Source organism: Streptomyces sp. NPDC004752, assembly GCF_053601275.1.
The window spans coordinates 1-13120 of record NZ_JBSGBN010000098.1 but is presented as its reverse complement, the minus strand read 5'-3'; the positions used below and the strand labels follow the sequence as shown (position 1 = coordinate 13120).

9 protein-coding genes and 1 pseudogene are annotated in these 13120 nt (G+C 65.1%); 4 read left to right on the top strand and 6 right to left on the bottom strand.

Annotated elements, in window-relative coordinates:
- Positions 1 to 166 precede the first annotated feature (166 nt).
- The 5 genes from ACWEKM_RS32375 to ACWEKM_RS32355 all read right to left on the bottom strand — a co-directional run bounded on the left by ACWEKM_RS32375 (position 167) and on the right by ACWEKM_RS32355 (position 7722).
- Positions 167 to 2758, bottom strand: a complete 2592-nt coding sequence (locus ACWEKM_RS32375) for a glycoside hydrolase family 78 protein (RefSeq protein WP_451624824.1) — start codon at positions 2756 to 2758, stop codon at positions 167 to 169.
- 124 nt (positions 2759 to 2882) lie between these two features.
- On the bottom strand, positions 2883 to 4520 hold the full coding sequence (locus ACWEKM_RS32370; protein ID WP_451624823.1) for an extracellular solute-binding protein: 1638 nt from the start codon (positions 4518 to 4520) through the stop codon (positions 2883 to 2885).
- A 223-nt stretch (positions 4521 to 4743) separates the two neighbouring features.
- The gene (locus ACWEKM_RS32365) at positions 4744 to 5607 is read right to left on the bottom strand and encodes a carbohydrate ABC transporter permease (protein WP_451624843.1); all 864 of its coding nucleotides are present in this window, start codon (positions 5605 to 5607) and stop codon (positions 4744 to 4746) included.
- A gap of 62 nt (positions 5608 to 5669) precedes the next feature.
- Complete coding sequence (locus tag ACWEKM_RS32360) at positions 5670 to 6524, bottom strand: ABC transporter permease (RefSeq protein ID WP_451624842.1); 855 nt, start codon at positions 6522 to 6524, stop codon at positions 5670 to 5672.
- A gap of 304 nt (positions 6525 to 6828) precedes the next feature.
- Entirely contained in the window at positions 6829 to 7722 is an 894-nt protein-coding gene (locus ACWEKM_RS32355) for an AraC family transcriptional regulator (RefSeq protein ID WP_451624822.1), read from the bottom strand.
- 372 nt (positions 7723 to 8094) lie between these two features.
- On the opposite strand from ACWEKM_RS32355, the gene ACWEKM_RS32350 reads away from it, so the two are divergent.
- From ACWEKM_RS32350 to ACWEKM_RS32335, 4 genes and pseudogenes are all read left to right on the top strand, one after another.
- A complete protein-coding gene (locus ACWEKM_RS32350) occupies positions 8095 to 9078 on the top strand; it encodes a hydroxyacid dehydrogenase (protein ID WP_451624821.1) in 984 nt (327 codons plus the stop codon).
- The gene (locus ACWEKM_RS32345) at positions 9075 to 11036 is read left to right on the top strand and encodes a DUF2264 domain-containing protein (RefSeq protein ID WP_451624820.1); all 1962 of its coding nucleotides are present in this window, start codon (positions 9075 to 9077) and stop codon (positions 11034 to 11036) included. Before ACWEKM_RS32350 ends, ACWEKM_RS32345 begins: the two co-directional genes overlap by 4 nt.
- 123 nt (positions 11037 to 11159) lie before the next feature.
- On the top strand, positions 11160 to 11816 hold the full coding sequence (locus ACWEKM_RS32340) for an AraC family ligand binding domain-containing protein (protein WP_451624819.1): 657 nt from the start codon (positions 11160 to 11162) through the stop codon (positions 11814 to 11816).
- Positions 11813 to 12151, top strand: a pseudogene (locus tag ACWEKM_RS32335) (helix-turn-helix domain-containing protein); the annotation flags it as partial. The gene ACWEKM_RS32340 and the pseudogene ACWEKM_RS32335, both read left to right, overlap by 4 nt.
- Before the next feature lie 45 nt (positions 12152 to 12196).
- Here the strand turns inward: ACWEKM_RS32335 and ACWEKM_RS32330 are convergent.
- A complete protein-coding gene (locus ACWEKM_RS32330) occupies positions 12197 to 13033 on the bottom strand; it encodes a sugar phosphate isomerase/epimerase family protein (RefSeq protein ID WP_451624818.1) in 837 nt (278 codons plus the stop codon).
- Between the last annotated feature and the right edge of the window lie 87 nt (positions 13034 to 13120).

Sequence of the window (13120 nt, the reverse complement as noted above, 5' to 3'; positions counted from 1 at the left end):
GTTCACGCTGCGGCCGGATTGAGGAAAAGTAGGGCAGAGTTGACCAACGACGAACCCGCGAAGGACTGCCGACTGAGGTCTGCCGCGCACTTCCGACCCGGTTTCCACCAGCAGTTACTCAAGCCGAGACCCCAATCACCTTCAGTCACCGCCCGCATCCACGCAATTACCGGTCCGAGATGTGCCAACTATGACGTCCCGATCCGACAGTCTCCGGCGCCCGGCCGGGGAGATCCACGACGGCGGTGACCCCCACAGGCACGGTCAGATGGACAGAAAGGGTGTCCGCCTCGCGTAGCCAGCTGACTTCGGCTCGCCCGTACGGCGTCTCCTTCGCCGCCGACGCATGGGTGAGGCCGCCACCAGGTCGGGGGCGAATGAGGAGCCGGCGGTATCCGGGTTCGGCGGGGGACAGCCCCGCTACGACGCGATGCAGCCAGTCGGCGACCGCACCCAGCGCGTAGTGGTTGAAGGACGTCATGTCGCCCGGGTTGACATCCCCATCCGGGAGAAGGCTGTCCCAGCGCTCCCATATCGTTGTCGCGCCCTGAGTCACCGGGTAGAGCCAGGATGGGCATGTCTGCTTCAGAAGCAGGGCGTACGCGGTGTCGAGATGTCCGGAGTCGGTGAGAGCGTCACAGATGACCGGGGTACCTACGAAGCCTGTGGCAATGTGAAAGTCGGCCTCCTGCACCAACGCCGCCAGACGCCGTCCCGCAGTGTCGCGCTGTGCAGCGGTGGGAAAGAGGCCGAATTGGAGGGCGACGGCGTAGGAAGACTGAGCATCGTTGTCAAGCAGTCCGGACGGCAGAATCCACCGCTGTGCGAACGCATCACGGATGGCTTGCGCGAGTTCTTCGTAGCGCTGGTGATCCTCGGAATAGCCCAGAGTCTGCGCCATCCTGGCAAGGACAGCAGTCGAATGAGCACGGTATGCGGTTGCGATGAGATACGGATCAGCCTTGTTGGCGGTGGGATCCTCTGGCGGTGCGGATGGATCGAGCCAGTCACCGAATTGGAACCCCGTATCCCACAGTTGATTTTCCCCTGCATGAACAGTCATGCAGTCGACCCATGCCTTCGCGCTCGGATACTGTGCGCGCAACACTTCCACGTCGCCGTATTGCTGATACAGCTCCCACGGCGTCAGGGTGGCGACGTCACCCCAGGCCGCCGCCGGCGTGAGAGTTTCCAGTTCCAGGGGCGGTGCCGAGATCGCGGGAACGAAGTAGGGCACACAGCCGTTGGGCAGCTGATCGGCAGTCAGGTCGTGCAACCACGAGGACAACATGCCTGCGCAGTCGTACAGAAATGCTGCGGTCGGCGCGAAGATCTGTACGTCGCCGGTCCATCCCAGCCGTTCATCTCGTTGCGGGCAGTCGGTGGGAACGTCGAGGAAGTTGCCGCGCATGCTCCACACCACGTTCTCGTGCAGGCGCTGGACAAGCGGATCCGAACAAGTGAAGGTGCCTGTTCTCAGCATGTCGGTGTGGTAGACGCGGGCCACCACCTCAACGTCGTCGACGTCCCCGCTGATTTCGGCATAGCGGAAGCCATGAAAGGTGAATCGCGGTTCCCAGCTCTCCTGGCCGGCGCCGCGCAGAACGTACTCATCTGTCGCCTGCGCCTGGCGCAGCGGACGGACACAGAGTTCGCCGTCCTGCAGCACCTCGGCATGGCGAAGCCGGACCACCGCGCCGGGGGAACCTTCGGCCCGTACCCGCAGCCGGCCGACCAGGTTCTGTCCGAAGTCGACGATCCTCTTCCCCGAAGGTGAGGTGGTTTCGGCGATCGGCTTGAGCTCCTGGGTGCAGCGGACCGGTGGCCCCATGGGGGCGACCAGTGTCGTCCTGTCGTGAACGATCACTTGGACGGGCAGCCAATCGCTGTCGTCGAAGCCTGGGGTGGACCAGCCCGGACGCTCACGCTGCGCGTTGTGGTGTTCGCCGTCGTACAGACTCGCAAACTGGATGGGGCCCGGTGCAGTGCGCCAGCCCTGGTCCGTGCCGACGCACTCGATGGATCCATCGGCGTACTGAATCTCCAGCTGGGCCAGCAGCCCTCTCCGGTCACCGTAGATGTGTCGCGTGCCGCCGTTGAATCCGAGGCGCCCCCGGAACCACCCGTCGGCCAGCCAGGCCCCCAGCGTGTTGGAGCCGGAACGCAGCGCCTCGGTGACGTCGTAGGTGTGATAGCGGAGTCGGTGGTGGTAGCTGGTCCAGCCAGGTGCGAGCGCGAGGTCGCCGACACGGACGCCGTTGAGTTCCAGCTCGTAGAGTCCCCGTGCCGTGGCGTAGAGCCTCGCTCGACGTACTGGACCCTTGATCGAGAAGTCCCTGCGCAGCAGCGGCACGCTCTCGTCTGCGGCAGGCACATCGGGCGTGATGAAGTCCGCTGTCCAGTCCGATGCCTTCAGAAGACCGGTCTCCAGCGTCAGCGTCGGGCTCCAGTCGGAGGCGTGCGCACCCCCTGATCCCCAGACCCGCACCCGGATCTGCCGCCGACTGCGCGACGCAAGTTCCTGGTACGGCCATGGGACAAGCACGCTGTCCTCGGAGTCGATCCGCCCGCTGGAGACGACCTCTCCGGAATCGAGGTCGGCACACTCGATCTCGTAGGCGACCTGCTGCCACCCGGCAGGCGCATCGAGCAGTGCCCAGGACAGCCGGGGGCACGCTTCTCCCACGCCCAGTGGCTCCCGGTGATGTTCAGCGCGTGGCGCGCCTACTCGGGGGAGCTTGTCTCCGTGGTGCAGCACAGGGTCTCCTCAAGGTCCCTTGCCGGTGACCCGGCAGGGGCACCCGTGTTCAACGATTTGCTACTCGATGCGGACCCCGACGCAGAACTGACGATGCTTCAGCACTCCCCCGGGCCACATCAGTTCACTTGGTCGTGCCCGCCGCATACTCGGACTCGTACTCCGCGGCGATCTTGTCGCCGCCCTCGGACTTCCACTTGCTCACGGCCGAGTCCCACGAATTGACGGACTGACGCCCGGTGATGATGCCGATGATCGCGTCGTCTATGGACTGGCTCAGCGTAGCGCCGGCGGTGCTCAGGGTATTGGAGCGCAGACCGGTTGCCGGATTGGTGATCAGCTTGGGGCAGGTCTGGCGCTGCCATTCATAGGCAGCCTTGATCTCCTCCTGCGCGTTGGGCACATACAGCACCTGCGGTGCGGCGCACATGAAATAGAACGGCAGGTTGACGACGTTCTCGGTCTTGCCAAGGTCGGTCGGTGTCGGGTCGCCATTCTTGTTGTAGGTGAAGTGCACGCCCTCCACGCCGTACATGAGCAGCTGGTACTCCTCGGTCCCGAAAGGTGAAGCCAGGAAATCCAGCACCTTGAGGATCATCTTGATCTTCGACTTCGACTGCTTCTTGTTGATGACGGTGTAGCCGGCGTACCCGGGACCCGCCCACGGCGTCGCGGCGACTCCGTTCGCGGAGTAGGCAATCATGGGCGTCGCCTTGAACCCCCGCACCTGGCTGAGCGTGGTCGGGAGGGCGCCCAGGCTGTCGGTGTAGGACTGCACTGTTCCGTTGTAGAACTGCGTCTTCAGGTCGACCGTGGCGGTCGAGGTGGAGTCGGGGTAGTACTGCCTCTGCTTCCAGAGGGTGTTCAGGTAGGCCAGCATCTCCTTGAAATGAGGGCTCTCGTAGTAGGTGTTGAATTTTCCGTCGGAGACCGACCATGCGTTCGGTACTCCGTGGAATTGCGCGTGGGCGCCAAACCAGTTCAGGGCATTGTCCTTCGACGCACCGATGCCGTACTGCCTGCCGTGCGTGAGCTCCTGGAGGAGGCGCGTGAAGTCCTCGCGGGTGTAGCTGCTGTTGTCGGGGCGGTAGCCGTGCTTTTCGAAGTTGGTGCTGTTCATCCACAGCGCCAAGCCCGGCCTGGCTCGCTGAATGGGGACACCGTAGATTCCGCCGTGGAAGCGACCTGGTGCCTTCCAGGAATCGGTCGGGATGTTTGCGAGGTTGGGATAGTCCTTGATGGCGTCGCCAGACACGAACTCCGAGATGTTGGCCATCGTCTTGAGGACAAAAGGAGCTTCGTGGGGAAGTGTGGCACCGCCGGCGAGGTTCAGGATGTCAGGCAGGTCGTCGCTGGCCATCAAGGTAGCCATCTTTGCCGTGAAGTCCGCGGCCGGCACCGGGCTGAAGTCGATCTTCACGCCGAGTGCCTTCTCCATGGCCTGCCAATACTTGTTCTGTCCACGGGGAGTGGGGGCAGTACCGTAGGTGATGGTCATGACCTTGAGCGTGGAGCCGTCGCCCGGGGTCTCGGAGGTCCCCTTGGTGAGCTTGGAGGGGTACTTCAGGTAGGTGTCCTGGATGCCGGTGACGCCGTCGCCCTTGAGGTCCGGGGTGACGGTGGTCTTGGGCACGTAGGTTGGCCACGGCGCAAGTTCCACCCCTTTGTTGGCGGCATTGCCGGAGGAGCTGGAGGTGCTGCAAGAGCTCAGCAGAGGTGGTGCGGCGATCGCAGCGGAGGCGATGCCGATGGAGCGCAGCACGGAACGGCGAGACGGGGTGTGCATGGTCGTACATTCCCTTCGGGAAGCGTGTTTGATGTGTGCAGCCCATGAGTTCTGCAGCGGCCCTCGTGGTGAGTGGAGCCCGGCGGGCCCTGTCTCCACTTGGCGTTCTCGGCACCACGCCCATCCCGGAGGCCGGCTTTCGAGGGCGTGGGAGTGCGGCCGCACGCCGGGACTTCTGGGATGGGGGTTCGGCTTGGATTCAGCTCTTGATGGCGCCGGAAAGCACGCCCTTGGCAAAGTATTTCTGCAGGAACGGGTAGACCAGCACGATCGGCACCGTTGCCACGACCAGGACGGCCATCTGGATGGTTTGCGGGGCGGCCATGGCCGAGTCGCCCGCACCGGTGGAACTTGCGATCTGACCTCCGCTCAGGACGTAGGTGCGGAGCACCTGTTGCAGCGGCCAGTGGTCGTCGTTCATGTAGATCGACGCCTGGAACCAGGAGTTCCAATAGGTCACAGCATAGAAGAGGGAGACCATCGCGAGCGCAGCCTTGGAGAGCGGCAGCACCACAGTCACCAGGATCCTGAAATTGCCGGCGCCGTCCAGCCGGGCTGCCTCGTACAGTTCCTCCGGAACGGACTGGAAGAACCCCCGCAGGACTACCAGGTTGAAGACACTGATCAGCACCGGGAGGATGAGCGCGGCGTAGTTGTCCAGCAGCCCGAGGTTCTTGACCATCAGATAGGTCGGGATCATCCCGGGCGGAAAGAGGAAGGTGAAAAGTACGAGCAGCAGCATGGGTTTGCCGCCGAAGACCTTGGGGCGGGCGAGCGCATAGGCCAGCATGATCGTACACACCATGCTCGCTGCCGTCCCGACGATCGTGACACCGATACTCACCCACAGCGCATGGGTGACGATGCCACCGCTGAAGATCTGCCGATAGGCATTCAGGGACGGGTCACTGGGCCACACCACCCAGCCGCCGTTCTCGATGACGGACTCTGTGGACGACAGCGAGGTGGCGATGACCACCAGGAAAGGCATGACGACCAGGAGGATGATCACCACAAGGGCGGCGCCCTTTGCGGCCAGCGTGACCTTTCGGGGTTTCTCCATCCAGACCGGGCGCACCTGCTTGGCCGGCCGACGGCTTCTGGGACGAGTCTGACTGATGGCGCTCACTTGTAGACTCCCTGTTCCCCGAGGCGGTGCGAAATCTTGTTTGCGGCGTAGACGAGGATCGCCCCCACCACACCCTTGAAGAGGCCGGCCGCAGCACCGAAGCCGAAGTTTCCGCCGACGATGCCCTTGTAGTACACAAAGGTGTCGATGATTTCCGCTGCGTCGGGGCCAACAGTTGTTCGTTGCAGCAGTATCTGCTCAAAGCCGACGGACAGGATCTCCCCGATCCGCATGATGAGCAGCAGGATGATGATGGGCCGGATGGTCGGCAGGGTGATGTGCCAGAACCTGCGCCACGGGCCCGCCCCGTCGATGGCCGATGCCTCGTAGAGCTGATCGTCGACCTGGGTGAGTGCCGCAAGGAAGATGATCGTCCCCCAGCCGCAGTCCTTCCAAATGACCTGCAGCACGGTCAGCGGCTTGAACAGGTCCGGGTTGCCGATGATGTCGACCGTGTGCAGTCCGGCTCCCGTCAGCGCGGAGTTGAAAAGACCGGTACTGCCGAGCATCTGCTGGGCCATCGCGACCACGATCACCCAGGACATGAAGTGGGGCAGGTACACCACCGACTGCACAAACCGTCGAAGAGTGTGGGACGTGAGGCTGTGCAGCAGCAGAGCCAGGGCCAGCGGGGCGGGGAAGTAGAAGATCAACTGCAACCCGGCGATCTCGACCGTGTTGAGGGCCGCATGCCAGAAGCCGGGGTCGCCGAGAAGATCCTTGAAATTCTGGACACCGACCCAGGCGCTCCCCCAGAACCCATCGAAAGGAATGTAGTCCTTGAAGGCGATTACGTTGCCGAAGAGGACCGCGTAGTGGAATACCAGAAAGTAGGCCAGCCCCGGGAGCATGAGGATGACGAACAATCGGTCACGCCGGAGGCGGCCGAGCCTCGTGAATCGCCGTCGTGTGTGCTGACGGGGAGGTTCGTTCGGATCGGCCACACCTTGCGGCTCGTCGTACCCGGCTTCGCGGTCCATCGAGCCGATCGCGGCGATCCCCGCCTCCGGCCCGCTCATGCCGGGAACCCCGGGTGACGAGATCTTCCGGCGGAGTTCACATGGGAGTAATGCTGCTCTGTCACGGTCGTGACACTATTGGCCAATGTTGGCTGTCACCATGGCTTGAATTGGGCGAGAGTCGGACAGAGTTGTCCTATGACCGGGTAGCCGAGGGGGGCGCGCCCTCCGAGCCGGGCAGGTAGTGGTCCCAGCCCTGACCCTTGAGGGCACGCCTCCGGTAGGCAGAGGGTGTCAGCCCGTAGGCGGCTTTGAATCGACGCGCGAAGTAGCCGGCGTCTCCCCAGCCAAGCTGCGCTCCGATCCTCGCGACCGACTGATCGGTTTGCACCAGAAGCCGGGCCGCTGCTTGCTCCCGCAGTTGATTGAGATAGGCGATCGGCGAGACTCCGAGATCGCGCTGAAACAACCGGACGAGGTACGTACGCTCCATCGAGGTCAGAGCACCCAGTTCCGCAAGGGTCCAGGAGCGACCCGGGTCGTCCTCCATCACCTTGACGGCGCAGGACACCGCAGGATGCAGCTTGGCTCGCCGACGACGCTCCATGGAGTCCTCCGCGGCCCACGAGTGGTTCAGCAGATCGAGGTAGATCAAGAGGTGCCCGATGATCTGGAGACGGGAGCGCGGGCCGGCAGTGGTGTCGCTCATGCTGTACAGCTCTGCGATCGCCGCGCTCAGCTCGCCCGAACCAAGCTGCACCCGCTGCGGAAGCGGCAGGGTCGAGGCGTGCAGTCCGGCCATCAGAGGCAGCTCGGCGTCGAGGAATGGCAGCGTGCTGTGGACCAGCTCCGGCGCCACGAAGCAGTCGAAGACCACCAGGTCCTCGCACTCTCGGTAGGCATGCCACTGGTTCGGCGGGATCACTACGGCGCTGCCTGGGCGGATGGGGTGGTCGCCATCGACGGCGACATGGAGGGCGCGCCCCTGGGTGACGAGGGCAATTTCCAAGAAGTCGTGGTCATGGGCAGCCACGTCAGCCGTGATCTCGTGACGATCGGCCCAGACGGGCAGACCATCCGAGCGGAACACGGTGGCACGCTCATATCTGTATCGCGATGCACTAGGCAACTTCGTCCCACTTCCGCACAATCCAGCCCTGCATGACATCTGTACCCCCTTCAATAACATCGCGTTCGTGACAGAGCAATGGCCCGTGTTCAAGTACCAGGTTTCACACCCAGTGCCCGGGAGGGGCAATGTGCCCGAGAGGCTCCCCTGCCGGCATGGCGTCGGAGGCCTCCTCAGTCCTCCATCCGGAGCTCCCAGGCCACGCGCAGCGTCAGGTCCACTGCTGCCTGCGACGGCCACATCGTCGGGAAGGGAGCTGTGATGCACAAGCCTCCAGTGCACGAGGCGGTCGCCGGCGAGCCGCGTGGACACCGGCCGGAAACACTGTTGGCCATGGCAAGCGACACTCTGCACGTTCAGTTCGGTGAGCCCGAACTCACACGTCTTCGTGCTTCGGCGTCGGTCGCCGAGCCACTGGCGACCGACGAGTTGACTTCCCGTGACGTTCGCACCCGGCTGGCGAAGGTGGAGGTACTGATCACCTCTTGGGGATGCCCGCCGCTCGACGACGACGTGCTGGCTGCCGCACCGCGTCTGCGTGCCGTCTTCCATGCCGCCGGCAGTGTGCGCGGGCACGTCGACGAACGGGTTCTCGACCGCGGAATCGTGGTCACCACTGCTGCAGACGCCAACGCGGAGCCGGTCGCCCGGTACACGTTGGCTGCGGTGTTGTGGTCCTTCAAGAAGGTTCCCTTCCTGGCCCAAGACGCTCGCAAGTACCGGGAGGACTGGGCCTACCGCGACGGCCGGGGCGAGCTGAGCGGGCACAACCGCACGGTCGTGCTCGTGGGCTTCTCAAGGATCGGACGCCGTGTGGCAGCCCTCCTGCGGACACTGCACGAGGGACCGATCCTCGTGGTGGATCCGTTCGCGGATCCCGCAGAGGTTACCGCGGCAGGTGCCGAACTGGTCGACATGGCCGAGGCGTTGCCGCGCGCCGACGTCCTGTCGCTGCACGCCCCGTTGCTGCCTGGGACCCGGCACATGATCGGCGAAGCGGAACTGGCAGAGCTTCGGCCGGGTACCACTTTGATCAACACGGCCCGCGGGGCACTGGTGGACACCTCGGCACTCGAACGCGCCTGCGCGTCGGGACGGCTGGACGCCATCCTCGATGTCACCGATCCCGAGCCGCTTCTCGCGGACTCCCCCCTCTACGACCTTCCCAATGTCCTGGTGACCCCGCACATAGCAGGGTCCCAGGGGGCGGAGACACATTCCATGGCGCGTGCGGCACTCACCGAGCTCGAGCGGTATGCGGCCGGCCTACCCCCGCTGTGCCCGATCACCCGACAGAGCCTGGCGGTGCAAGCATGACGAGTACACCCGACTTCATCCGCTCCCCGTACACCGGATGGACACGGGAACACTGGGAGCTGCTGGCGGACCGCATGCTGACCGCGGTCGACTCCTACCGCTCGCCTGCCGGCGCCCGGATCGATCTTCCCGGCCCGGCCAGCGTCAGCGGCCCGGTCTCCGACGGCCTGGAGGGGTTCGCCCGTACCTTTCTCATCGCAGCCTTCCTCGCGGCCGGTCGTGGCGGCGACGATCCGCGGAACCACCTGGAGAGGTATGCCAGGGGCCTGGCGGCGGGTACGGATCCGGCGTCGCCGGAGGCATGGCCACGTCCCGACGACGGCTTGCACCAGGCAAAGGTCGAGGCCGCTTCCATCGCGCTGAGCCTTCAGACGACCCGGCCCTGGCTGTGGGACCGCCTGGACGCACGTGTTCGCGAGCAGACCGTCGACTGGTTGTCCGCCGTACTCGGACAGTGGTACCCGGAGAGCAATTGGACATGGTTCCGCATCATCGTGGAATCGTTCCTCCGTGAGGTCGGGGGCCCTTGGTCTGCCACGGAGATCGAGGAGAGCCTCGCCCTCCACGCATCGCTACGGAGGCCGAACGGCTGGCTGGCCGACGGTCACGGCCGGCTGTTCGACCACTACAACGGCTGGGCGCTGCACCTGTACCCGATGCTGTGGACGCGGCTGTTCGACGTCACCGGCACGCTGTGTCCGCAGCCGCTCCGTGATCAGTGGGCGGCCGATCTGGGTCGCTACACCGAGGACGTACTCCGCCTCATCGGCGCCGACGGCTCCCCCCTGTTGCAGGGCCGCAGTCTCACCTACCGCTTCGCCTCCGCCGCCCCGCTGTGGGTGTCCGCGATCACCGGTTCCGGACAGCACCCGCCGGGGTTGCTCCGACGCGCGGCCAGCGGAATCATCTCGCATTTCGTGAAGCACGACGCGCTCGAACCAGACGGCCTGCTCAGCCTCGGATGGCACGGCCCCTGGCCCCAGATGCGCCAGTCCTATTCAGGGCCGGGCTCTCCGTACTGGGCGGCGAAAGGCATGCTCGGCCTGCTCCTTCCGTCCGACCATGCGGTGTGGACGGACGTCGAGCAACCCCTGCCCATCGAGACCGACGACATCGCCCGCGTGGTCGAGGCACCCGGCTGGTTGGTGTCCGCGCGCCGGTCCGACGGCATCGTCACCGTGCTCAACCATGGCACGGACACTGCGCGGCCCGGTGAAACCTGCGCCGATTCCCCGCTCTACACCCGGCTCGGGTACTCCACGGCCACCTTGCCATCGGTGACAGGCCCATCTGTTGACAATCCGGTCGACAACGCGGTGGTGCTGCTCGACACCGACGGCAGGGCCAGCCATCGAAGCGGGTTCCGTACGCTGTTCGCCCGGGAACTGGCGGATGGTGTGCTCCTCGCTGCCTCGCAGGGACCTGTCAGCTGGATCGACACGGCAAACGAGACCGGCCCGAACTTCGGAGCGGGCCCGGCCGGTGCTGTGACTCCTGGTCCGGTTCTCACCGTCGCTTCCGTTGTTCGCGGTGGCATCGAGGTACGTCTGGCGCGAGTGGACAGCCCGACATCGGCCGTGCGGCTACGCATCGGAGGTTGGCCCGTCGCCTCCTCCAAGCCACTCCGGTCGGACTCGGGCACATACCGGCAACACGTGTTCGCCGAAGCGGCCGGTGACGATCTGCGCTCCTTCATCCACGGAGTATGCGGACTTGACGAAGCCGGGGTCGCCGTCGAACAGGGAACCAGCCCTCTCGGCGAGTTCACCGGCGTGCCCTGGCTGGCGACACGGACCGTATCCGTCGACGACATCGTCGTCGCCGTGGTCGGGCTGTCCCGCCGGCCCTACGACGAGCCTGCTCCCGTAGTCACCGTGGAGCGCGTGGCCGGCCAAGGAGACCGGATCGTCGTCTCCTGGCATCAGGGCGAGCCCACGGAGTTTGTGTTGCCCTACTGACGAGTCAGTGGCGGGGCGCAGACCACGGTCGGCGCCTCCCACTCATTCTGATCGAGAATTCCGGGAGCCAAGTTGACAACGAGTCATAGGCCGTCGGGGCAGAATTCTCGCTACGACGAGAGCGTGGGCAGTCCCGACGGCCTCCCGGTATGGACTCACCGTCACCACCTGGACGGAACAGCCGCGCCGCACGAGCATGAGTTCCTGGAAGTCACCCTGGTAACGGGTGGGACTGCGACCTACGTCTGCTCCGATGAAGGCCGACAGGTCCGGCCGGGTAGTGCTGTGATCGTGCCACCAGGCCACTCTCATGGATACGTGCAGTGCTCGGATCTGGTCCTGTTCGACTGCTTCGTAGCAGCAGCGTTTGTCACCGAGACCCTGGCGTTCCTCGACCAGCCTCTGCCGCTGCTGCACACGGTGCACCATGCGGGCGTCCGAGTGCGATCAACGGCAAACGCCGGAGCGTGGCGAACCCGCCAACACAGAGGTGAATCACGCCAACGCTGCCCGGGTCACCAAGGTGCGGTCTGCCGCGGCCGCGGCAGGATTGCCCGATCCGTACATCGTGGTGATGGCATGGACCGCGCAGGGTGCGGCGGACGTCAAGGCCGCAGTCGGGGCCGATACGGTGAGCCGATACGCGACCGGGGCGACGTCTGGCGTGCCGTATGCACAACTGGCCGACCCCGAGACCGCCTTGTGGTCGCAGTACGCTGTCGCGGGTGGCCAGGTCATCCCTACGGTGACGACAGGCTGGGACAAGCGGCCTCGATATGACTATCCCGTTTTTTGGGAGCCCAACTACACGGACTTCAAAGACAATTGGGTTTCGACGAAGGCGGCTGGATCTGCCCGACACTGCACGAACTGCAAGACGCGGGCAGGCCACTGCGCCTGGATGCCATCGCAACCGTTCCCCGCACCATGTAGCACCATGCGGCTCTCCGCACACCGCCTCCTGCCCTGTCAGTCGGGGGCCGCCGGCGCACGGCCGGGCCGATCAGCGGTGGTCCCTTTCTCGGGTCGATACGCTGATCGGCCGGAAGCTCCGCGTCACCTACTCGGTGCCCCGCATGTCGAAACTGCTCAGGCGGCACGGGCGGTCGGCGTTGGTTGCCTCGCCGGGGTCCTTGAAGGATCCCGGGCGAGGACCACCTTCATCGCGGGACCACGTGGGACAGATAGCGCTCCGTCATGGTTCGCAGGGTTTGGGCGCCAGGGGTGTCCCAGACATCCTGGTTGAAGATCTCGACCTCGATCCAGCCCGAGTATCCGGCGGCGCCGACTGCGTCGGTGAGCGTGCGGAAGTCGATGTGCCCGTCGCCGACGTGAGCGCGGCCGAGGAGTGTGTCGGCGGGCAGTGGCGTGATCCAGTCGCAGACCTGGTAGGAGGCGATGCGCTGACCAGCGCGGGCGATCTGTTCCGCCACCTGTGGGTCCCACCAGACGTGGTAGGTGTCGACGACGACGCCGACCTGCTCAAGAGGGAATTGCTCGGCCAGATCGAGTGCTTGTCCGAGGGTGGAGATGACAGCACGGTCCGCGCAGAACATCGGGTGCAGCGGCTCGATGGCCAGTCGGACGCCGTGTTCACCGGCGTAGGGGGCGAGTTCACTGATCGCGTCGCGCACGGCGGCTCGGGCGCCGGTCAGGTCCTTGCTGTTTCGGGGCAGACCGCCGACCACCATGACCAAGGTGTCTGTGCCCAGGTGTGCGGCTTCCTCGATGGCCCGACAGTTGTCGGCGAGCGCCGCGGCGTGCTGGTCCGCGGCCGGGTCGGTGAGGAACCCGCCTCGGCACAGCGAGGTGACGCTCAGCCCGGCATCCTGCACGAGCTTGGCCGCCTTGCTGACGCCGATTTCCGCGACTCTGTCACGCCACAGCCCGATACCGCCGATACCGGCTTGGGCGCATCCTTCCACGGCTTCTGCCAGCGTCCACCTTTTGGTGGTGGCGGTATTGAGGGAAAGGCGTTCCAGCCCGGGAGCGCTCATTAGAGGACCATCCTTTCTGCAGCCCTCACGAGTAGGGTTGTGACCTCTCGGTCCCGGTGGGTGCATGGCCAAGGGTGCGAGCCGTTC